Genomic DNA, 23,256 nt, shown 5'->3' with positions numbered 1-23,256 from the left:
ACAACATGAAGGCACTGCTTGTAGATGATGAAAAACATGTCCGCGATGCCATAAGGTTGCTTGGTCATTGGGAAGAGTTTGGCATTGATACATTACTTGAAGCAGCAGACGGGGATGAAGCCATCGCCGCCATCACGGCACATCAACCTCAAATCATACTCAGTGACATGCGGATGCCGGGCAAGGACGGTATGGCATTGCTTGAATGGATATCGGCTCATGCCCCACACAGCAAGGTGCTGGTTATCAGCGGATATGATGATTTTGAACTTGTGAGGCATGCAATCAGACATGGTGGCATGGACTACCTCCTGAAACCTGTGGAAGCAGATGAGCTGAATGCATCTCTATTAAAGGCCGTTACAGCTTGGGAAGAGGAAGACGCCATTCGGATACAATCCACCAGGCAATCCATTGTTGTTAATCGAATGCGCCCCCACTACCAGGATCGTCTGCTCACCGAACTTGCCGTCGGAAGAGGCAGCAGCCCTTCACACATGCAGCGATTGCAGGATGAGTTAAATCTCCCCTGTCTAATCCCTGTCTGTAGTGTCGCTGTCACCAGCCTGTCCCATCTGGATGCAGATTGTCTGGCAAAATACCGCAGTCAACCGGACCTGCTTGTGTTCTCGGTACTCAATATCTGTGCCGAGATGTTATCCACACCAGAGGAAGGCGTAATGTTTCGCCAGTTGGATCAACCGGACGAGATTGTTCTGCTGCATTGGGGTCCATCCACTTCATTGGAACATATTCTGGACAAGGTCAATCATGGATTGGAGCAGACGATTCAGCGCCGGCTTCATTTTGGCATCTCCACCTGTGAGTCCTACCCAGGCGGAATCTCAGCGGCCTATCTGGAAGCAAGTTCAAGGTTGTGGCGACGTAATGCTGTGCAAATTAAACAGCGAATCCATGCCTCGGTGGAATCATCAAATGGGAATAAAATCAGGCGTTTAACCGCCCATGAAGAACCCCTGCGTATGGCAGCCATGAGTTGCCGGGCTTCCAGTGTAGCTGCTGCGGTCGCCGAGTGGCTTGACCCGATTACTGATCTTGCGGTTGTCAGTGCTGAGCAGATCCAGCAATGGATCGATGAGCTGGAATGGATGCTGAGCCGCTGGCTTGATGATACGGCAGGTTCGTCATTCCATGAGGAAGAAGTGACGGAGGAACAGTCTATTCCCTTTGCCGAGTTACCTTTGGACGCTGAAGGACTGTTATCCTTCCCCCTGCTTCGTTCATCATTGGAACAACGACTGCTTGCGGCCGGTAAGGCACTCACCGCTCATCACCACGCCAATCCTGATCCCATGAGTGAGATTGCACGTTATATGGACGCGCATTATCAGGAGGACCTGTCCTTACAGCAGATTGCCGCACGTTTCTATCTGAGCCGGGAGTATATCTCACGCAAATTCAAACAGCAATTTGGTCTGAACTGGTCGGAATATCTGGGCAAACTGCGGATCAACAACGCCAAGCTGTTACTGCAAAATCCTTCCCTGCGTGTCGCCAAAATCTCGGAGATGGTTGGATTTCAGGACGAAAAGTATTTCAGCAAAGTGTTCAAAAAGATGGAAGGCATCACGCCAGCGGAATATCGTAAAACATTATTGGAGGCGGGTACGTAACGAGTATTTGATCCGAATTAAAAAGAGTACTCCCGGCATGACCCATCGGAAGTACTCTTTTTGATTTTACTTTTACAGAAAATAGCTATATCATGACGATTTGTTGACTCTTTCTTTTCTAAGATAGGATACGATCCGAGAGATTGTACCTATTAAAATTACAGCCATAAATCCATAAGCCATATTATTTCCTGTCTTATGAGCTACTACGGGGAAATAGATGAGGCTGAACAGTAATAGGACAATATCCAGGTAGAACATAATCTTACGATAAATAGGGATTCTCACCTCCCCCTTTTATTTACCAAAAATGGTTTTATTAATTGTAATATATCATAACATAGACACACCGTAGTACGCTTACCGATCCCGCAAAATCACCGCAGGTACAAGTCGAATGTAGATTAGCTCCCCTGCAAGCTCCACCATCGTCTGTGTAACAATAACAGCCGCAGCGATAGTTGCCCATTCTGGCGGGAGTGCCAGCGCCAGTGGCAGAACAACCAACGAATTCCGTGTGGCTGAACTGAAAATCAACGCCCGCCCTGCGCTTGTATTCAATCCAAACCCATTAGCAATGATCCGAGATATCCAAGGCATAATGATCAGAAAAGCAATGTAGATCGGGATCACGTTTACGATAATCGCCATATCATTGTAGACTTTGTCAATCTGGGAAGCGACAACCACGATCAGCGCGAGTGCCATCATCGGAACCGGGAGCCATGCCGTCGCATTTATGACCCGCTCCCCGCTCGCTTTACCTCTGGAGAAAACTTGTGTAACAACAGCGAGCAGCAGTGGAATAACGATCAGGAACAAAAAAGCCTCTACAAACGGCCCTAACTGCATGATCTGCGCTACCTCGGTACCCATCAATAGCCATAAATAAAACGGCAACAGGATCATTTGTATAACAAATAAAAGAGGTGTTGCGGCGAGCATCAGTTTCTCATTGCCCCTGCCGAGTTGTGTGAACACAATGACGTAATCAATACAGGGTGTTAACAGTACCAGATAGACTCCGATCAGAACACCTGGTGATTGCGGAAAGACAAGTGTGAGCAACCATACAACTACAGGTACTACGATAAAATTAGCCACCAGTAGCGCCCCCATAAATCGAAGATTCGACCAGGACTCTTTTAACTGTAAAAAGGGAATCTGTACAAACATGCTGTATAACAGAACAGCAAGAACCGGAGAAACGGTGTAGTGTAAAACATTCCCCCATGCCGGATCACTCAGCCCTATTGCCGCTCCTAAGAACAGTGCAACTACATAGAACCAGATTTGCTGTTTCTCCATCGTTTCTCTTGTGAGCATTCTCTTTCTCCTCTTCTAGTGGGACATCGTGGGCATGGACATATTTCTGCTTCGTTTCGCGTACATTGGGACAGAGTGCCGTTCCAACATAGCGGCAGAGCACAAGGATCTGAAAGATCCAACTTGTGAATTTTTTGCGGCTGTTATTAGAATGTGCAAGAACTGGGTATATTCATTGTAGACTGACCCGTGGTTCATTCATTCGTTAAACCAAGGAGGAAACACAATGTCACGTAACAATCCGTACAAGTGGTTAAACGCCATTGGTTTTATCGCTGTAATTATCGTGAACTACCTCTCCAACGCTCTGCCGATCGGAGGCAAGACCAATAAAGAAGTATCGGATATGTACCCTGTGCTGCTCACACCTTCTGGCTATGCCTTCTCTATATGGGGTCTGATCTACTTGCTGCTGGCAGGGTTTGTGATCTATCAGTTCGTGCCCGCTTCCTGGAAAAGGGATTCGATTACCCGTCTCGGGTATTGGTTCTTGGCAAGCTGCGCTTTCAACGTAGCCTGGATTTTTGCTTTTCAAAACTTGCAGACCGGTCTCGCTTTACTGATTATTGTACTGCTTCTGTTGTGCCTGATCATGCTGTATGTAAAAACACGTACCATTACTGTTCCAACCACTGCTGAGATCTGGCTTGTGAAGCTGCCATTCAGCATCTATCTTGGATGGATTAGCGTGGCAACCATTGTCAATGCAGCGGTGCTGTTATATAAAATTGGCTGGGATGGTTTTGGTATCAGCGAACCGACCTGGACGATCATTATGCTGATTGTGGGTATGGTGCTGGCTGTACTCGTTAGCTTCCGTTATCGCGATAGCATATACCCTCTTGTATTCACATGGGCGTATATCGCCATTGCACTTAAACAAAAGGATGTCACTTCCGTATATTATACGGCAATCATCATTGCGATCGTACTGGCCATCTACGCGGTATGGTTGTTCTTCGCCCGTAATCAGGATCGCGATTGAGATTCCCCCTTCTATATACCGCTTAAATGTAACGAAAAAACATAAAGCAAAAAGCCGATTCTGGTCATTCGACCTGAAATCGGCTTTTTATGTATACCCGAGCGAATGAAGGTTGTCCTATTTAAGGGCAATAACTTCAATCTCCACCAGTGCATCTTTTGGCAAACGAGCAACTTCCACTGCACTGCGTGCAGGATAAGGCTGTTCGAAGAACGTGCTATACACTTCATTCACAGGAACGAAGTCATTCATGTCTTTCAGGAACACCGTCGTTTTCACGATTTTATCCATACTTGTACCTGCTGCTTCAAGAATAGCCTTCACATTGCTCAAGGACAGACGTGTCTGCTCCTGTACATCTGCGCCGAACTCTCCCGTTTGAGGATTCAGACCAAGCTGTCCGGAAGTGTAGATGAAATCGCCTGCATCAACGGCTTGACTGTATGGACCAATGGCGCCTGGCGCCTGATCGGTAGAGATTGGTTTTTTCATGGACGAGTTCTCCTTTGTGTTCGTTATCCTGCTGCCGCATGGAGTCAGGGTTCGAACTCATTTTTGTTGCCTATTATACCACGATCTACCTCAAGCGAGAAACGCTCCTCACTAGCCACATGAAGTAAACAGCTCGTTCAAAGGTTTCTTAGCCCCCGTCCACACCAAGGACATGAATGACTTCATTTGAATACACATGGTTTCCCTTGGCTTGCACCAGTGCAATATTGGTCATGGCCTGTGCAATGGTTGCGGCGTGGACCGCCCGGTATTTGTCCGCTCTGCCTTTCATCCAGCGATCCAGAAACTTCATGGCATAGGCAGCCATCTGCTCACCAAACCGCTTCTCGTTTCGATCTCCCAGAATTAGGGAAGGGCGGAAGATATGCAGTGACGGAAAACCGATATCGGACAATGCATCCTCCATTTCCCCTTTGGTCCGACTGTAAAAGACACGGGAATCTGCACTCGCTCCCATGGAGGAGATCACCAGCATCTGTGATACACCATGTTGCTTCGCAATCGTAGCTGCACGAACCGGGTAATGATAATCCACCTGACGGAAATTGTCCTGACTGCCTGCTTTTTTGATCGTTGTCCCCAAACAACAGTACAGGTCATCGATTCCATCGAATAAGTGGTCTTGGCTCTCCAGCTGTTCCCAGTCCACCACATGCTGTTCCAGTTTGGGATGTTGCAGCTCAAGCGGACGTCTAACCAGAACGCGAACCAAGCTGTACGCCGGGTGCTCCAGCAGATTATGAACCAGTAATTCGCCTACAAGCCCCGTGGCTCCAATCACCATGGCTTTCCGTTCGAGACGATTCAAATACATCCCTCCACTTCGCCATCTTTTTTGAAGTCATACCAGATACATATGATCAACCTAAATATTTACAAGGTTGTTCTGTCATCGAAGTGCCCGTGTAAATATTCAATATCTATTTTAACAGTACACGACGTCCAAGGGTAAATGTCAGAATCAGCATCACGACACCAACCCCCATCTGAAATCCATAGGCTGAGATCCAGGCCAGCGCATCGGACCAGGTTTCCATCTTTTCATACAACCAGCCACCCAACAACGGCCCGAGAAACGAAGTGACTCCGGTCAGAGCCGAATACACCGCGACAAACATCGGTCTTTCACTTTTGGGTGTGTCTCCAATCGTAAAGTTAAATGCCAACTGGTTGAATCCACCTACACCGATCCCAAGGAAAATATGAGATAGAAATAGTGCGATCAATACGGGCATGAACGACATTAACCCCCACGACAAACAGGAGAGTGCAATGACTGGCAATGTCCAAAATAGGAGGGTTTTGTTACTGAATCTGGCATTCAGATTACCCCAAACATAGAACCCGGCCATCATGACCAGCGTCTGGACTACCGTGATCAGGGATACCGTCTGATAATTGATGTTCAATAAATCGAGCATAACATAGGAATAAAGCGGAACAATCAAGGTCTGGATCAATAACCATGAAGCCAGGAACAGCGTTGCTTTCAGGAAAGAACGATCCTGGAACGGCTTGATGAACATGCGCCAGAAAACCTTTTCGGTAGAACGTTCAAAGGGAACGTCCGGATAGAAAAAATAGATGACTGTATTGGCAATAGCACAGATCCACACCGGAATAAACAGGATCAGAAAGCCCATTTCTCCAGGGTAACGGTCCAAAACAATACCGCCTGCAAATAAGCATACGCTTCCAAGAGCATTCAGAATCGTATTTCGAATTCCAAAATAACGTCCTCTCACCTTAGCAGGTACGATATCGCCAATCAGTGAAGTCCAGATCATACCGCCGATGGTATTTGATATAAAAGCAACCGTATACACGCCAATATATACGCTTACCCACCACTCTTTGGGGAATATGAACGGTATCAGTCCCGTTGCACTCCACAAGATGCGATGTGTGCCCACAAATAACAGCAGCATGCGTTTACGGCTGCGAATACGCTGCATCCAGTAAGCTGCTCCGATCTGGGCAATGTTTACAAACGTCGTAATCGCGAGCACAAAGCCGATATGTCTCGACCCGGCCCCAAGGTACAGCAGAAATCCGGTTAAAAATGGGCCTCCCAGCAAGGTCTGTAGAATAATTGCCGGTACACCCTCCCATGTTGCAATCGATAAATTCGTGCGTTGTGTCGAACCCTTGCGCCGTGGTTTGCTTGCTAACGGGGGAGGGTTAACGTTGACCGTCTTCTGTATGGGGATACACTCCTTAGACCGGGTCTCAAAAGCCGGTCGATGCTAGTTGTCATCCCAAATTCTACTCACGGCGCGAAGGTTGTCAACTCATTTTTTCACGGTCCAACGGGAGATAGAGATGGAAGGTGCTTCCTTTACCTTCAGCGCTCTCCAGTTCAATCGATCCCCCCAGTAATCTCGCTAAATCCCGACTGATCGACAGGCCTAGTCCGGTACCGCCAAATTTTCGACTAATCGACCCGTCTGCCTGCTGAAATGCTTCAAATATGGAATGATGCTTGTCCTCCGAAATACCAATGCCTGTGTCCTGAACGGAGAAAATAAGCCATCGATTCTGAATACCTGCATTCTTAATCTGCTTGGTGCTTACGGTCAGCGTGACCTTCCCCCGGTGAGTGAACTTGATGGCATTGGACATCAGATTCCGCAAAATCTGTTGAACCCGCTGGGGATCAGACCAGAGCGTCTCGGGCAGTCCCTGTTTTTTGTCCAGAACCAACTGAATACCTTTTTTCTCGGCAACAAGCTGAAAGTGGCTCATGGCATCTTCTGTAAGTTGTGCGACACTGATATCCTCCAGTACAATATCCAGCCGCCCCGCTTCTACTTTGGAGAGATCTAGAATATCGTTAATGAGCGTAAGCAGTTCCTGCCCGGAGTGGTCGATCATATTGGCAAAACGTATAATATCCTCCTGATCCATCGTGTCGGCATTCTCGCTGATCATCTGGGCAAAGTTAATGACACTGTTCAGTGGTGTACGCAGTTCATGGGACATATTGGCGAGAAATTCGGATTTGTACTGTGAGGCAATCATCAATTGTTTCGCTCGATCCTCCAGTACAATCTGGGCTTTCTGTAACTCTTCCTTTTGCACAGATAAAAGCCGGTTTGTACTCTGGATCAGCAAAATACGATTCTGTTCATTCTGAAAATCACGTAAAATAAATGCAAAAATAAGGCTCAGCAAAATACCTGTAGGGAGTGTATAAGGCATAATATGTGAAAAGAAGTATGTAGCCGGGATCACACCAACGATAGCAATGTTTACACTATTGACCACATTGACGATAACTGTAACAAGGATTCCTTTAATAATCAGCCTGTAGTTGCTGCGTCTCATCCATATATTCAGACCTGCACATATCACGCCCAAAATAGACATGTTAAGTACTGCCGCCAATGTAGCATCCGTGATGCCAAAAGTCAGCCTCGACAGCCCAATTCCAATACCCACGATAATTACGCTATAGGGTTGTCTATACGTTAGAACGGCTACAATTAAAGGAACATATCGAAGATCAAAGACCACTTCATCGGTGAGTTGAAACCCAAAAACCGTACTGATCCAGCCTGCAAAAATAAGGACAAGCACGGAACTGATCTGCTTCACTCGGGAAGAAGTACGTATTACGACATATTTATAGAACACACTAGCAAGATATGCAATGGTAATAAGCATCCCCATATTCAATACGAACATTTTTGAAAATTGCATTCACTCACTCCTGTTGTACCGACTTTACTGGCCAAATTGCCTTCGTCCGTATGTGTCTCTATCATATCATGCCCATTGAAACTTCCGCATTCCTTCTTCGTCAAAAAAATACACAAAAATACACAAATCAGGATTCAATTTGTGCGCTGGTCGTAGTAGAATATATTGTTGTTTAAATTTAAACTACTATATAGATTGAACTAAAGAATAATTACACTTGCCACTCCCATGACAGAACAACCTTCTGATCGCTGTTATCCCCAGATTTTTTCGATTCCCTTTTCTCAAAGGGAAAATCCGTGGATAAAGGCGAAGCGTATGCTTCCGATGCAGCTTTCTTTCAGAAAGCTTTTAGCTCCGCTTCTTCAGGTTATTTCTGTCCTCTGCGTTCTCGTGTAAATGAATGTATAGTGCAACTCATATAGTTATTTGCTGGGGTCATGCTCCTAGGGAGCATGAATGAAAGGAGAAAAGGTGTTGTGCAATTGTTAAAAAGTAAATCCTATTGGCTGTCATTGAGTTTAATGCTGTCTTTGGCCGTCATGGGGCTCTTCTATGATATTCTTAATAGTCCAGAACGCGGGTTCGTAGTGCTTGATTCGCCGCTCGACCGGATCATTCCCTACATGCCTGGCATGTCCATTCCATATTTGGGCTGGTACCCGTTTGTATTCGGTGTGCTCGCTTACCTGTGTGCAAAGGATCGCCTGACGTATTACCGCGTCTTGTTATCCATGAATATCTGTGTCTGGATATGTTATCTGATCTACTTCAACTTTCAGACCATGGTACCGCGTCCGGAACTGACGGGTACAGGCCTGGGAGCATCTGTCCTCGGATGGCTCTATAGTCAGGATCGTCCTTATAATTGTTTTCCAAGTATTCATTCTCTTCACTCTTATCTGGTTATGCGTGCTGTTCTTTCGGTTCCAAGCATCCGTAAACCCATCAAGATTTTGATAGCCGCCGGGGCAGCAACTATTATAGTATCCACGCTAATGATCAAACAACATGTGATCTATGACGCCTTGGGTGCAGTCATACTCGGCGAATGTGTTCTCACCATCATAACTGGCCTCGCTCTACACCGGAGACGCAGAAAAGAATCGAAGTGGACAGAGGGAATCAGCTGATCCCTCACTTCGATGGTTTCTGAAGATGCTGTTGTCGTCTCCATTCATCAATAAACAAACCTGCAAAATAGGGGTCCCACTGGGTCCCTTTTCCTTCTTCCAAAATCGTTAGCGCTTTCTCGTGACTCATCCCATTCCGATAGGGCCGATCAGACGTCATGGCATCAAAGGCATCCGCTACCGCAATGATGCGGCCAAATAGCGGAATATCATCACCAGCCATCCCATCCGGGTATCCTTTACCATCATATCTCTCATGGTGAGATCGTACACCAGGCAGAAAGTCAGCCATGGCATCAATGGGTTCTATCTGTAACAAAATACTCTCTCCCTGCACGGGATGTGTCCGAATAATTGCGAATTCCTCATCGCTTAGTTTTCCATCCTTCAGCAGCACCTCATCAGGTATGCCGATTTTCCCGATATCATGAAGCAGGGCTGATTTGTACAATAAATCCGCCTGTTCCTCACTCATTCCGCTCAGCTTACCAATCATCAGCGAATACTCTGCCACACGCATGGAATGTCCTGCCGTGTACTTATCTCGGGCGTCCAAAGCAGCAGCCAGTGTAGAAAAATAACTTTGCAACAGCTGTCGATTGCGTTCCTGTCTCATCTCCAGCCGATTAATCATCATATTAAAGCCGGAGATCAGTGCCGAAAACTCATCCGCATATAGATCCGGAGCTCGTCTGCCAAGATCTCCCCCCTGAATTCGGTTCATCTCATGCGTCAGTTCAGCAACTGGATCACGAACATCACGAATCAACAGCCAGCTTCCCACCAGCGCAAACCCCGCGCCCAGAACAACGATGAGAATCCCCCACAGTATGTACTCTTTCGCAAATTCACTGTCCATATACTGAAGTCTGATATATGTAGCCAGGAAAAATAGAAATAGAGGAAATAAGCCAATCAGTGCCGTACTTAGCTGAAATTTACGCTGGATCGATACCAGGATGCGCCCTCCCAGTGAAGGTTCCATCCCGTATTGGACTTTGCCTCGATGTCGAATCTCAAGTAACAGGGGTCTAATCGCCCGTACCGTTAAGTAATACTCAATCAGCGCATGCATGATGGCAATCAGAAAGGCACACGCAGCGGCCACGACAGTATAGAAGTAAGGAAATTCAAGCCACCCTGTGGATATCATCCATAATGTTAATCCGGCTGCCGGAAGTGAGAAACCAAGCATGTGCGGACCCATGATCCGATATATGGTCTGTCCCGGGAAACGATGAATTTTCTCATACATGTGGTTCAATTCGTCTCTCTCGTGGTGCTCGGAAGTGAAAAATTGTCTTATGGGGCCAAGCTGTATCCACAGCGTAATTAATTCTGCAACCAGCATGAACAAGAGTGAAATCAGTACAATGAAGATGAGCCGGACAAATTGAATATTGGGTATTTGCAGAGTAGATACCATAACTACTGTACCGACAACAAAAACAGCTGCCAGTGAACCGATCAGATAATTGCGTATCAGGCGAAAGATAAATGAACGGTATGCTTCCAACTGAACCCCTCACTCTCTATGTGCAACCAGTTCTCCCTTGAGATACAGGGAGATTAAGGGTATTGCCTTCTATTTGTTTATCGGTTGCTCCAACTAAAAAAATTAATAAAATCCAATGGATGAGCATCAGAACTGGAAAACACAAAAAGGCTGCTCCACGACGGAGCAGCCTTTGGTGATATATCCTATATTTATCCTTTAATCTTGGCAGCCAGAATCATTGTACCGCGCGGCTCATCTCCCATTGCATCCGGTTCAAGCGTGATGGCAACCGTATCATAGTCGTTGGCCGAATCCAATGTGTAGTATACTGCTCCCGTTCCGTCACGACTAAGGAAAGTACCCGCATTCTGAGGGGTATCTCCTTTGATCAACCAGACCTGAAAAGCCTCGTTGCCTTCCAGGTTCGGCAGGTTCTCAGCCTGCACAACCAGGTGAGTGCCTTTGCTGTCAATAACGATGGTTGCGAGACCCTGAGCTACAATGTCCTGCGTTGCAGGATTCAGCTTCACTGCCTCGCCAGTCTGCATGCCCTGTGCAGGTTCCAGAGCTGATGCCAGCTGCTCTTGCAGCTGTGCATTCTGCGCCTGTGCCTGCACCAGTTGCTCTTGCGTAGCCGACGAGCCCGCCGCTTGCTGCGTCAGCGAGTCGATCTGGCTCCGCAGCTGCGCCGTGTACACGCCCAGCAACAGTGCCGCGGCCGCAAGGCCGGCACTGGCTATGCGCCAGGCGCTGCTGCTGCGCGCACGCGCGCGCGCTTGTGGCTGCCATGGCTGTGCCTGGGCAGCCTCTTCCACCCGAGCCGCAGGCACCGCCGTCTCCGGCGGCAAGCCTGGCCCGGGCTGCGCCGCACGTTTGTGCTGCGGCGCAAGATCCGCCTGAAGCACCACGGGTGCTTCAGGCTCTGCAGGAGCAGCCGCTGGCTTCGCCTCGGCGCTCTCCTGCGCATGTCCGAGCACGTTGCCCAGCACACGTGCTCGCATGCCTTGCGGCGGTGCTACAGGTTCCGCCGCAAGTGGCAGGAAGCCAGTCACTTCCTGCAATTCCCTTACCTCCTGGCGGCAAGGTTCGCAAGTTGCCATATGCGCTTCAAACGCCGCCACTTCCTCTGCTTCCAGTCCGCCCAGCACATACATCGGTGCCAGATCAGACCACTCCTCATGTCGTTCTATCATGGATGTATGCCCTCCCTTCCCGCGTCCGGATGCAATTCAGCATCGGCCAGCAACTTTTGGAGCTGTCGCATGGCAAGCCTGACACGGCTCTTTACTGTACCCAACGGAATCCCGAATCGGCTGGATACTTCCTGCTGGGTTAATCCCGCATAATAAATCGATTCTATAACTTGTTGCTGATCACCGTTTAATTGGGACAACGCCTCTTTAATCCGGGTACCTTCCCATTTACGCTGCACTTCTTCTTCCGTGTTCGTATGTTCATCGGCATAGGCCGCCAGTGTCTCGTGTTCAACTGAAGTAGTCGCTGCCCCTTTTGATTTCCGCCTCAGCATGTCCACTGCAATGTTACGCGTAATCGCAAACATCCATGTGGTCAGCTTCCCCTGTGAGGCATCGTAACGCTCAGCATTATTCCAGACCCGCATAAAAAGTTCCTGAACGGTCTCTTCTGCCGTCATGGGATCACCAACGATCCGGTAGGCAAAAGAATACACCGCTCGCTCATAACGGTCATATAAAAGCTCCAGTGCGGAGGCATCACGTTCCGCGATCTGCCGCATTAACCTGCTGTCCTCCATCGATTCAGTCATGCGAGGGCCCCTTTCTGTTTCTTCCCTCTTATTATAACCTACGCAGAATCTTTTGAAGAGGATTACCCCTATGAAGAAATAGTTTGAAAAATTTTCTGTATCTTTTCAAACTAACCTTTCACTTTCCAACTTAAAAGCAGTCCGAAAACATGCTGCTCTGGTCACGCTTTCCTTTTTATTGCAGATAATTACAACCTGTGGTATACTATAAGAGTTGTATTAAACAACCTCATATGATTTCTGTCTTCTTTAAACCCCGGAATATTTTCTTCATGCTGCGACCGCAGCGAACTATAAGCACAATTAACCTATGAAGATTGAAGAACCTGAATCACAATAACCCGGTAGTACAGAGTTTCACAAGATGTTCCCATTCACACTGGCGCGGTCATCGGAGCCGCAAGGACAAAAGAGAGGTAGGGCTTTTGTTGTTTTGGATATCACTTATTCTTGAGAAGATTGAAAACATACACAAAGCACCCGGAATTGGGTTCCGGGTGTTTATCCATGTCTACATATCCAATTTAGCACCATCTACAGGCAATTGCTCCCCTCTTCATTGAGAAAAGTCTTCCTTCCACTTATCAGATAATCAGATAAATTCGGATATGGCTTTAAAAACTTTTCCATTCTCCCACTGACTGCACTCCTGGATACTTCCTTACTTCTCCAATTGTGCAAATAACGCCGGCCTCTAAAGCAACTGTTTACGCTCACCAGACGCTAACGAATCCTGCACACCTTATATCGAGGATTTCTGTGCTATGTAAAACCTAACGAATCTCAGCCACGTTAATCCATGTCACTTCATGAATATAAGCTCCAAACATGCCCAAATTGAGGAAATAAGACGTCTACGATTCGTTAAACTTGTGAAATGGCAAAAATGCATGGAATAGCGTCTGTGGAGTTCGTTAAAGAAAGTAATCCCAACGCTCCTTCACTTCTAATAAAAAAGGGACACCGCAGGATGGAATCCTACGCTGTCCCTTTCTGAATCATAGGTACGTTATGCCCCAACATGGAACTCAGATTTCGGAGTTTATTTAGAGCATCTATCACAACGATCCACGATCAGCAAAGTCTCCTTGCACTCACAAATACTTAGATAAACATCGTTTTGGAGATGATGACCAGCAAGATGAACAGTACAAGGATCGTACCCATGGAACCCCAGCTTCCGCCGCCATGACCATAGGATACTCCACAACCCTGTTGATAACCGTGCATCATTGGAGCCTGATTGGCATGGTGTCCGTATCCATAGCCATATCCCATTGGCATTGTTCCACAACCATATCCATACCCATGCATTTCATGACCTGTGTATTGGTATCCTTGCATATGCTCATAACCTCCCATATGTCCGTATACGTGTCCCTGTCCGTTCGGTGAATTCGGTTTTACTTCGCTCATTGTTCATTCCTCCTTAACATTTGCCTACACCCCTAAGCTATGTATTCAGCCTACCTCTGGACCGGGCTATCGCCCTCATTTTGACAAAATGGGCGTTTAGCCATGAGGTACCTTCCCCATTTTCGAAACATACGCCATCTTTCCATTTCTTGAATTCCACCAATTCTTCCGTTTAACCACAAGCTATCTTATCTCCCTGGTTCTCCACCATGCTTGTCCTCTAGAAAAAAAACCCCACCGGTTGCCCGGCAGAGCTCGCCATATTATACCCAGAAAGATTTAGTGATGATTACGAGAAGAATGAACAGAACCAGGATTGCTCCAGTCGATGTCCAGCCGCCGTATCCTACGCCTTCAACTACGTTGCTCATGCAGAACCCTCCTTTACAAATATATTAGGGTCCAAGCGGTTTATTAGATCAAGAATGCTTTAGAGATGATGACCAACAAGATAAAGAGAACCAAGATCGCGCCAGTCGATGTCCATGCGCCGCCGTATCCACCTACTACTCCACTCATGTAAACCCCTCCTTTGATTTGAGGTACAGTTCACTATATGCACCAATCACACATGGGACCGGGCTCAGGTCGAAAATGGGCTGTTTTTTTTCCACCGACTATTTGCTAATTGCACCTACATAAAGGGTTAGTTCTTAAGCCGGAATGTTATGTTCATATATGTTTAATTCATAAATAAATCCCACGGTTATATCAACCAAATGTATGTACTATCACTCAAAATGGATACCCATACGGTATATTATTAGCTTTTAACTTGTTAAATACAGATAAATTATCTTTTTAGTAATTATGAATACTGAAATCTTTATTTATGTTATTATTTTACTAATAAAATAGAAAGGAGTTTCCATGCCCACCACCTAAACCAGATTATCCCAAACGAAATGATGACCTTAGAAAAAATCCCAACCGATGGGAAGCACATTAGGAGAAATTAGACATAATGAAGAAACTTATTACGATTTTGGCATTAGCCACATTGCTTACTGCTTGTGGTAATTCAGAAACAAACACAACAACCAATAGCCAAACGACCGAAGCATCCAAGGCAACTGAAACTGTCTCAACAGAAGCAAAAGCTACGAAATACACTACATATAGTGGAGAAGGATTTTCTTTTGCATATCCTGAATCCTGGAAAAGCGTAGATACAAGTCAAATGAATGCTCCATCCATTAAAGCTGCTTTTTCAGACCAATCTTCATCAGTCACATTTGCAGATAATATGAATCTGACGATTGAGGCCAGCTCAACCGGTTCAATTAATCCTGAAGAATACGCCAATAATATAGTGGATTATTACACACAAAGCGGTTCAAGCATCGGCATTTCCGATTATAAAAAAACCAGCTACACAAACAAGCCTTATAAAGAATATAGCGCTGGTGTCTTGGAAGGAGCCTATAAGCATTCCTCGGGTACAGATGTTATCCTTGTGCAGTATCTGATTCCGACCAATACAGAACTCTATACCATGACGTTAACCTACGCCAAGGATACTTATAATCAGGATGAGATCAAAGATATTCTTGATTCCCTAAGCATTACTGCTTCTCTGGAGCAAACAGCACCAACTGCAACGACTGGAAATTCATCTGCCACAGCATCAGCTGCCGATTTCTTTAATGAGTTAACTCCGTACATTACGGAAGATACAGCCTTCATGGAGCAGGCTTCCTATGATTTCTTTGGCAAGCATAGCGATGTATTCCCTGCCAGCACAGCAGAACTCCGCAAAAAGGCGAAGGATCTCGTTGACACCAATGTGACGACCCGTCATCTGAATAAAAATGTAGCCAACTATTACAATACTTTCGTACAAGTTAACGGGGAAGTCATTTCCGTTGAAGAAGATAGCTCTCTCGGAGCAACCTTCTCTATCGTTCATGTCATGGATGAGAACGGAAACGATATTATAGCGTTGTATCCTGCAACGACCGGAGATTTGCTTGATGGTGATTATGCCACGGTTATCGGTGCGCCAATTACCAACTTCTCTTTTGAAAATGTTGGCGGTGGTTACACCAACGCCACTTTGATTGGAGCCTCATTGGTAGTTGCAGATTAATTAAAATGTTAAATGAGTATACAAAAAGACCAGCTCTTTAAAAGACTGGTCTTTTTGACATTCGATTTAGAGATGTAGAGTATTTAAATTAGGAATTAATTGGGTCTTGCCTGAAGTGACGTCAGTTTATCCCGATTGTAACTTCTGTATACTTGAGACATCCGGTTTATCACGACGGTCGTCAATTTTGACAGATGTGGAAACGCGCTGAGCTCCTGACAAAAACGGCGCTTCATGCAGAGCCGCAATTGCTGTAAAGATCTCGTTAAGCGTGTCTTCGCTATTATTGCCTAATCCCCTATTCATGATCAAATTCATGATTAAAGATTGTATTAATTTACATCTTCATTATAATTCCATATTAATTGTTCAAATTATCAGTGGTTCAGCAAAATTTGAGTCGTAAGAAGCAAAAAAATAATAGTTTCCGCCCGTGTCAACGCTTCCTAATTAGGGTATTATTCTCAGGTATAATACAATTACATAGGAGTTGATGATCAAGGTGAAAATGAAAAAGGTTATCGTTGCTTTATCTATAGGGATGTTGGTTGGTTCTTCTTCAATGGCTGTGGCTGCTACCTCGCAAAAAGTTCAAGCAACTTTGGCAAACTTTAAAGTTATTGTTAACGGTCAGTCCAAAACTGTTACGTCAGATCAATTGCTTTATAAGGGCAATACGTATTTACAACTTCGTGAAGTTGCCAAGATCCTTGGCTATGAAGTTAATTACACCAGTGCGTCCCGTTCCATTGAGTTTTCTGCGAAGAGTCAATCTCAAGCAGATTGGATTAGCCTGATTGATCTATCCGCATCTAATGGATATAAAGTTGCTCTAAAAGGAGATTCGGCGGATGTTTACAACGTCTCAAAAAATCTAAAAACCATCCTTAGTGTCAACGCCAATGGTCTTAAGGAAAACGAGGAAAAAGTTGTGGCGGATCCCTCAGGTAAAACAATCCGCTACAAAAAATTACAGGGTTCCCTGGTTCTGAATCGTGGAGATCTAAAAAAAGCTGGTTTGATCCAATAGTCTAATAAAATAAAACAATCCTCGGTGAGAGAATTTCAACGAGGATTGTTTTGTTTTTCTTTATCGTAAAAATATCGATAGTTCCATTTCTAATATATGAAGAATTTGCTTCTCTTTCAGAACAATTGATTAATTGTTAATTAGGTCTTGCCTGAAGTGACGTCAGTTTATCCTGAACCGATTGTAACTTCTGTATACTTGAGGCATCCGGTTTATCACGACGGTCGTCAATTTTGACGGATGTGGAAACACGCTGAGCTCCTGACAAAAACGGCGCTTCATGCAGAGCCGCAATTGCTGTAAAGATCTCGTTAAGCGGTCCCTCAATAATGGTGCTCATCGAAGTTAACTGATATGTAATGCCCCGTTGATGTTCCAATACCTTTTGCATGTCCGCCACATAACTGCTTAGACTGGTTGTACCCGTTCCGATTGGAATTACAGTCACTTCTGCTATTGCCATTTTGCTCCGCCTCCTCTGGGCCCCGTGAACAACCGCTGCCGCTAATTTTAGTCGATTTTTGACTATTTTTATTCTACCAGTTGAATGCGTTACAATTCAAACTGACGTGAAGACGTCATTCAAATTGTTCAAAAATTTTTTTTGATAAATCTTCAAATCTTCCAGTCCTTTTCCTTTGCGGATTCCTGGCTTAAATGGTATACTCGGAATTACGTTTTACTGTATCGGCCCACTTTACAAACACAATATGTTGGGTTACAGTATGTTGACAGCTACAAAATGTAGTAACACTAGATTTCTCCGCTTCTATTAGTCACCTTCTGCATTCTCGCGAAAAACAGGATGAAATCACCTCCAAAGGCACGTCCCTGTAGGTGTAAATCGCTTTCTCGAAACAGAGTTGACATGGAGGTTAACGGGGCTGTTTGGACTGCATCCGGTATCCTCAAACTACGGCACATCTGCAATAGACCAAAGCTTACATAAGCACCCTTTTCTGTCGATATCCAGAACTTCTAAGACAGTAAGGAAGCCAGAGCATCCATGGGCATTTTCAGCCGCGAGGCGGGAGAATGCTTTTTATATGAGCATGTTCTGCATTGTGCTGTTTTGTGCTCCTCAAGTTGAGCGATTTAAGACATGAACTTGTCACCGCCGTTTCAGTCTGCCAAAAGCAACCTTTACCTTTTTCTCACCGTAAGACAACACTCAATTCTTTATATAAAGAATTTCTCCAATTTATATCTTTAACATGCGAAAGCGAGGAATATTCATGCCACAAGTTGTGACCAAGCCGAACAACCGCCAGCTTGCCTTTGATGATATGCGCATCTCGGTATATGCCGACCGTACTCTGGAAGGACTGGAAATGTTGGACAAGGAACGTCTGGTACGTGGGGTAAACAGCAAGCTCCGCCGTGATGAAGTTACCGGAGACGAAATCAGCAACGCTTTTATCATGAGCGCACTGGAACTGGTAACTAAAGAGGAGCCTAATTGGAAATTTGCAGCGGCGCGCTCCCTGCTCACTTCCCTTTACAAAAAAGCGGCTACCAACCGCAGATACAAGTCTTACCCGGACGAGCCTTATGGCGCATTTCACCCTCTTCTTGTAGATCTCGTGAAGAAAGGTATCTACCGCGAAGAATTACTGGAATGTTACACCAAAGAACAGATCGACGAACTTGCTGAGTGCATTGACTACCGCAACGATCTGCTCTTCGATTATATCGGCTTGCTCACACTGGCAGAACGTTACCTCGCTCACGATTTTGACGGAAAAGTAATGGAATTGCCGCAAGAGCGTTACATGGTTATCGCCATGTTCCTAATGCACCAAGAGCCTGCCGAGAGACGCATGGATCTCGTCAAGGAAGCATACTGGGCCATGAGCAACATGTACATGACCGCAGCTACTCCTACGATGTCCAATGCAGGTAAAAAAGTAGCCGGTCAGCTCTCCAGCTGCTTCATTGATACGGTGGACGACTCACTCGAAGGTATCTTCGATTCCAACACGGATGTAGCTCGTCTGAGCAAAATGGGTGGCGGCATTGGCGTTTACCTCGGCAAAGTCAGAGCTCGTGGTTCGGATATCCGTGGTCACCAAAATACAAGTTCCGGTGTAATCCCTTGGATTCGCCAACTGAACAATACAGCGGTCAGCGTAGACCAGCTCGGTACGCGTAAAGGTGCCATTGCCGTGTACCTAGACGTTTTCCACAAAGACATTCTGGCCTTCCTCGATCTGAAGCTGAACAACGGCGACGAGCGTATGCGTGCGCATGACGTATTCCACGGCATCTGTCTGCCTGACTTGTTCATGGAGCGGGTATCCACTCGCGGCGAATGGAGCCTGTTCTGTCCGCACGAAACAAAGAAAGTGATGGGCTGGAAGGACGAGAATGGTCGTGCACTCGGACTGGAAGATTTCTATGATGAGTCCTTTGGCGAAGGTGCGTTCCGTGATAAATACGAAGAAGCAGTGAATCACCCACTGCTGTCCCGGATTACAGTACAGGCGATTGACATCATGAAGCGTGTACTTAAATCCCAACTGGAGACAGGTACGCCATACATGTTCTACCGGGATACGGTTAACCGCTCGAATCCTAACCGTGCACACGGTATGGTATACTCCTCCAACCTGTGTACCGAAATTATGCAGAACCAGTCTGCCACTGTAATTGAAAAGGAAGAACTCGTAACCAAGGATGGACAAACTCGCATCGTGATTTCCAAAGTGCCTGGCGACTTTGTTGTCTGCAACCTGAACTCCATCCATCTGGCACGTGCTATACCTCATAATGTATTGGAGCGTCTCGTTCCAATTCAGGTGCGCATGCTGGACAACGTTATCGACATTAACAACATTGAAGTGTTGCAAGCCCAATATACCAACAGCCAATATCGCGCAGTCGGTCTGGGAACGTTTGGACTTCACCACCTGCTTGCTCTCGAAGGCATTCATTGGGAGTCTGAAGAAGCTGTAACGTATAACGATAATCTGTATGAAAAAATTAACTACCTACTCGTGAAATCCAGTATGGAGCTGTCCAAAGAAAAAGGACATTATCCGAAATTCAAAGGTTCCGATTGGGAAAGTGGTCATTACTTCGACCAACGCGAGTACACATCAGGTGAGCGCGTAGGCGAGTTCGTGACAACCGAACAGTGGAAAGAACTGCAAGCCGAAGTACGACAAAACGGTGTACGCAATGCTTGGTTGTTCGCCATTGCACCTAACGGTTCCACGTCCATTATTGCCGGTTCAACGGCTAGTATTGATCCGCTCTATGAGCTGTTATCTTATGAAGAGAAAACAACTTACAAAATTGCCAATCCGGCTCCGGATCTGTCCGAAAAAACAAGCCCTTATTACCAAACGGCGTTCCAGGTGGACCAACATGCTTCCATTAATATGGCGGCTGCCCGTCAGCGCCACGTCGATCAGGGACAAAGTTTCAACTTCTACGTTCGACCAGATATCAAAGCAACAGAATTCCTGGAATTGCATCTGCACGCCTGGAGAGCCGGCATGAAATCAACTTATTATGTTCGTAGCCGTGCATTAACGATTGAAGAATCTTGATTTTTACGCAAGTTACGTTTTATCCATGATAGAGAAGATTTACTAGATTCGAGGTGACCACCAGGGCATCCTGTTTTGATTGCAAAATGGCGTTGCCCTGGTTCTTTTTTGCCTAAAAAACGATCACAGCATCGCAAGATGTTGATATAGATGATTTCCCAAAGTTCTGTCGGCAGAACATTATGAAATTTCAAGGAGTGAACGGAACAATGCAAGTACAGAAAATTTTTAACACCGAAGCCCCTAACCAATCAACCCGTATTATAGAAGGTGAATGCTCCGGTATCCTGAACTGGAACGACATTCGCATGCCTCATATGTACAAATTGTACAAAGTACTATTGCTCAACCACTGGATCGCAGACGAAATTCCAATGTCCAAAGATGCTTCCCAGTTTGCTCAACTGGACGAGGAAGAACAACGTACGTTCAAAATCAACATCTCCCTGCTCGCGGTACTTGATTCCATGCAGACGATGTTTGTTGGTGACGTAAAACGTTACTTTACTGATTCTTCACTCGAAGCGATCTCGGCCATTATCGGACAACAGGAAGTCGTTCATAACCAATCGTACTCCTACGTTCTGTCTTCGATCGTATCTGATCGGGAGCAAAAGGAAATTTTTGAATACTGGAAACATGATCCAGTCCTGCTTGACCGTAACCGTTTCATCGCAGACATTTACCAAACATTCCGTGACGAGCCGTCTCCACAGACGTTCTTCCAAGCTATGGTAGCCGATCTGGTACTCGAAGGTATCTTCTTCTATAGTACGTTTGCCTTCTTCTACAACCTGGCCCGTGACCAGAAAATGATGGCAACCAGCCAGATGATCTCGTATATCCAGCGGGATGAAAACCAACACTGTTACTTCTTCGCTGAAGTGTACAAACAGTTGCTGGTGGACTTCCCTGAACTGAACACACCTGAGAACATGGACTACGTATACACAACAATCCATCGTGCCGTTGAGCTTGAAACCAACTGGGCACATTACACACTCAGCAACGTACGTGGTATTGACCTGAACGAGTTGGAAGATTACATCAAGTATATCGCCAACAAACGTCTGCGTCTGATGGGTATGGAAAAAGCATATGAAGGTGTGGATGTAAACTGCATGCCTTGGATCAAACCATTCTCCGATGAAGCATTGAATGCAACCAAAACAGACTTCTTCGAAGCTAAATCCCGTAACTACGGTAAAGTTGGCGACGATAATGGATTTGACGATTTGTAATAAAGAATAGATTATAAAAAAAAACACTCCCTGAACTGTGGCTATAATGCCTAAGTTCAGGGAGTGTTGTTTAATTCGTATGTACAAACATCATATCAGCGTTGAACTATTATAATTTAATAGAGATATTTCTTAATCTAATAAATTCAAGAATCGTATATAATTCTTGAAATTTTTCATTATTCAATCTTCTTTCATTTGCCGTATGAATATGAAACGGGTCATACATCGTGATATTAGCAGGTGTTTCATCAGGATGATAATGAGCATGGAATTTCATAATCAACTCTTTTTGATCATCATACCAATCATACCAATATAACTCGATGAATCCCCCGTTTCGATCTATCTCCTCTACACAGTACATCTTCGATAAATCATTAAAGACAATTGTTTTACGAATAGTTCTAGCACTACTTGGAAGACCCTGGGCACCATCTCGAATCTCCATAATAATATCTGAAAAATCATTCTCAATAAAACGAAAATTACTTTTCGGTATCTTTAAAGCCAAGACGCTGCCTCCCCAAATGGTGTTTCCAAACTTGTGCATCGGTTTCTTCTTCAGGTGTTAAGTTCAATTTAGTTCCGAGTGTCCGTTCGAATTCCCCTTTGTATTTATCTTCATATAAGGCAATTTGCCCTGTGTGGTAATCCAGGTCACTGACTTCTATTGTGGATTGGCGTTCTGCCTCTTCCTTTTTCCTCATAGTCACAATCTCTTTAATCGTCGTTCTCTTACCTGATCCATATACATATGTAGTATCGTCTGGGATGAGATTATGTTTGTTGGACCCGGCTCTTTGAATCCCCATAAAACGGCCTTGATCAATCCAGTTAAAAATCGTCGTAATACTCACTCCAAAAAATACAGATAATTCTTTAGGAGTATAAGAATGTACAACTTCAATAGAAGGAATAGAAGGAACACCACTGTCTGTAATTCCTGTCGGTACATCCACTGCTTGACTTAACGCATGTTTGAGAAGAGTAACATACTTTTCTCTAAAAATATCAGCATCTTCAAAGATAGATTCATCCAGGTTACGAACAAATTCAGCATTATTTCTGACTGCAAGTGCCAGCACTTTGAACAGTAAAATACTATTATCCGAATTACTCAAGCTCTGAACTAACTCAGAAGCAATCTCATCCGTGTTCTGACTAAATATATTTTTCTCAACTCTTGTGATTCCCATATCCATCTCACCTCACACTCCTAGTATAGGATAGTAAAGTTTAACTTTCAACATCATACTTAAACAAAGTTAAACACAAATTAAACTTTTTAGATCAAACTTAAAGTATACTTAAACAGTATGCTACAAAGAGCTTGATTTATACATTCT

General features: G+C 45.2%; 21 protein-coding genes and 1 pseudogene. 7 read left to right on the top strand and 15 right to left on the bottom strand.

Going from position 1 to position 23,256, the window contains the following annotated elements:
- Positions 1-5: 5 nt before the first annotated feature.
- Positions 6-1,634 carry a response regulator gene (locus tag MHI55_RS03315; RefSeq protein WP_340388808.1) on the top strand — a complete coding sequence of 543 codons (1,629 nt, stop codon included), beginning with the start codon at positions 6-8 and terminating at the stop codon, positions 1,632-1,634.
- Positions 1,635-1,994: 360 nt separating this feature from the next.
- Here MHI55_RS03315 and MHI55_RS03310 read toward each other — a convergent pair whose 3' ends face one another.
- Positions 1,995-2,960 (bottom strand): bile acid:sodium symporter, encoded by a 966-nt coding sequence (locus MHI55_RS03310; RefSeq protein ID WP_340388806.1) that lies wholly within the window; start codon positions 2,958-2,960, stop codon positions 1,995-1,997.
- Between the two features lie 226 nt (positions 2,961-3,186).
- Here MHI55_RS03310 and MHI55_RS03305 point away from each other — a divergent pair, with 226 nt between their 5' ends.
- Positions 3,187-3,945, top strand: coding sequence for a tryptophan-rich sensory protein (locus MHI55_RS03305; RefSeq protein WP_017690869.1), 759 nt, complete (start codon positions 3,187-3,189; stop codon positions 3,943-3,945).
- A 117-nt stretch (positions 3,946-4,062) separates the two neighbouring features.
- On the opposite strand, the gene MHI55_RS03300 is transcribed toward MHI55_RS03305, so the two are convergent.
- The 4 genes from MHI55_RS03300 to MHI55_RS03285 form a co-directional block, all read right to left on the bottom strand.
- Positions 4,063-4,437, bottom strand: a complete 375-nt coding sequence (locus MHI55_RS03300; protein ID WP_017690870.1) for a RidA family protein — start codon at positions 4,435-4,437, stop codon at positions 4,063-4,065.
- A gap of 148 nt (positions 4,438-4,585) precedes the next feature.
- Complete coding sequence (locus MHI55_RS03295; RefSeq protein ID WP_340388804.1) at positions 4,586-5,272, bottom strand: oxidoreductase; 687 nt, start codon at positions 5,270-5,272, stop codon at positions 4,586-4,588.
- A gap of 106 nt (positions 5,273-5,378) precedes the next feature.
- Entirely contained in the window at positions 5,379-6,536 is a 1,158-nt protein-coding gene (locus MHI55_RS03290; RefSeq protein ID WP_235193865.1) for an MFS transporter, read from the bottom strand.
- Between the two features lie 208 nt (positions 6,537-6,744).
- Positions 6,745-8,160, bottom strand: coding sequence for an ATP-binding protein (locus MHI55_RS03285; RefSeq protein ID WP_340388802.1), 1,416 nt, complete (start codon positions 8,158-8,160; stop codon positions 6,745-6,747).
- Positions 8,161-8,639: 479 nt separating this feature from the next.
- Between MHI55_RS03285 and MHI55_RS03280 the strand changes: the two genes are divergently transcribed.
- Positions 8,640-9,293, top strand: a complete 654-nt coding sequence (locus tag MHI55_RS03280) for a phosphatase PAP2 family protein (RefSeq protein WP_340388800.1) — start codon at positions 8,640-8,642, stop codon at positions 9,291-9,293.
- Positions 9,294-9,297: 4 nt separating this feature from the next.
- On the opposite strand, the gene MHI55_RS03275 is transcribed toward MHI55_RS03280, so the two are convergent.
- The 6 genes from MHI55_RS03275 to MHI55_RS03250 all read right to left on the bottom strand — a co-directional run bounded on the left by MHI55_RS03275 (position 9,298) and on the right by MHI55_RS03250 (position 14,512).
- A complete protein-coding gene (locus tag MHI55_RS03275; protein ID WP_338707670.1) occupies positions 9,298-10,809 on the bottom strand; it encodes an HD domain-containing phosphohydrolase in 1,512 nt (503 codons plus the stop codon).
- A 191-nt stretch (positions 10,810-11,000) separates the two neighbouring features.
- Positions 11,001-11,984, bottom strand: a complete 984-nt coding sequence (locus MHI55_RS03270) for an anti-sigma factor (RefSeq protein WP_340388798.1) — start codon at positions 11,982-11,984, stop codon at positions 11,001-11,003.
- Complete coding sequence (locus MHI55_RS03265; protein ID WP_036607374.1) at positions 11,981-12,577, bottom strand: sigma-70 family RNA polymerase sigma factor; 597 nt, start codon at positions 12,575-12,577, stop codon at positions 11,981-11,983. Before MHI55_RS03265 ends, MHI55_RS03270 begins: the two co-directional genes overlap by 4 nt.
- Before the next feature lie 1,104 nt (positions 12,578-13,681).
- The gene (locus MHI55_RS03260) at positions 13,682-13,993 is read right to left on the bottom strand and encodes a hypothetical protein (protein ID WP_017690878.1); all 312 of its coding nucleotides are present in this window, start codon (positions 13,991-13,993) and stop codon (positions 13,682-13,684) included.
- Positions 13,994-14,256: 263 nt separating this feature from the next.
- Positions 14,257-14,364 (bottom strand): hypothetical protein, encoded by a 108-nt coding sequence (locus MHI55_RS03255; protein ID WP_017690879.1) that lies wholly within the window; start codon positions 14,362-14,364, stop codon positions 14,257-14,259.
- A gap of 43 nt (positions 14,365-14,407) precedes the next feature.
- Positions 14,408-14,512 carry a hypothetical protein gene (locus MHI55_RS03250; RefSeq protein ID WP_017690880.1) on the bottom strand — a complete coding sequence of 35 codons (105 nt, stop codon included), beginning with the start codon at positions 14,510-14,512 and terminating at the stop codon, positions 14,408-14,410.
- 445 nt (positions 14,513-14,957) lie between these two features.
- Here MHI55_RS03250 and MHI55_RS03245 point away from each other — a divergent pair, with 445 nt between their 5' ends.
- On the top strand, positions 14,958-16,082 hold the full coding sequence (locus MHI55_RS03245; protein WP_340388796.1) for a PsbP-related protein: 1,125 nt from the start codon (positions 14,958-14,960) through the stop codon (positions 16,080-16,082).
- 126 nt (positions 16,083-16,208) lie between these two features.
- Here the strand turns inward: MHI55_RS03245 and MHI55_RS03240 are convergent.
- Positions 16,209-16,361 (bottom strand): annotated as a pseudogene (locus MHI55_RS03240) (thiamine-binding protein); the annotation flags it as partial.
- Positions 16,362-16,590: 229 nt separating this feature from the next.
- On the opposite strand from MHI55_RS03240, the gene MHI55_RS03235 reads away from it, so the two are divergent.
- Entirely contained in the window at positions 16,591-17,112 is a 522-nt protein-coding gene (locus MHI55_RS03235; RefSeq protein WP_256720230.1) for a stalk domain-containing protein, read from the top strand.
- 136 nt (positions 17,113-17,248) lie between these two features.
- Here the strand turns inward: MHI55_RS03235 and MHI55_RS03230 are convergent, their stop codons facing one another.
- Entirely contained in the window at positions 17,249-17,575 is a 327-nt protein-coding gene (locus tag MHI55_RS03230) for an MTH1187 family thiamine-binding protein (RefSeq protein ID WP_017690882.1), read from the bottom strand.
- Between the two features lie 772 nt (positions 17,576-18,347).
- Between MHI55_RS03230 and MHI55_RS03225 the strand changes: the two genes are divergently transcribed.
- Positions 18,348-20,666, top strand: coding sequence for a ribonucleoside-diphosphate reductase subunit alpha (locus MHI55_RS03225; protein WP_036607378.1), 2,319 nt, complete (start codon positions 18,348-18,350; stop codon positions 20,664-20,666).
- A gap of 209 nt (positions 20,667-20,875) precedes the next feature.
- Entirely contained in the window at positions 20,876-21,907 is a 1,032-nt protein-coding gene (locus MHI55_RS03220; RefSeq protein ID WP_036607380.1) for a ribonucleotide-diphosphate reductase subunit beta, read from the top strand.
- Between the two features lie 109 nt (positions 21,908-22,016).
- On the opposite strand, the gene MHI55_RS03215 is transcribed toward MHI55_RS03220, so the two are convergent.
- Entirely contained in the window at positions 22,017-22,421 is a 405-nt protein-coding gene (locus MHI55_RS03215; RefSeq protein WP_051447033.1) for a DUF6516 family protein, read from the bottom strand.
- Positions 22,396-23,112: a hypothetical protein gene (locus MHI55_RS03210; protein WP_340388794.1), complete on the bottom strand. Its 717-nt coding sequence runs from the start codon at positions 23,110-23,112 to the stop codon at positions 22,396-22,398. The genes MHI55_RS03215 and MHI55_RS03210 overlap by 26 nt, the downstream gene beginning before the upstream one ends.
- Positions 23,113-23,256 lie beyond the last annotated feature (144 nt).

Origin of the sequence: Paenibacillus sp. FSL E2-0151 (assembly GCF_037993015.1) — a bacterium.
GTDB classification, from domain to species: domain Bacteria; phylum Bacillota; class Bacilli; order Paenibacillales; family Paenibacillaceae; genus Paenibacillus; species Paenibacillus amylolyticus.
This window is presented reverse-complemented; position numbering and strand designations above follow the sequence as displayed.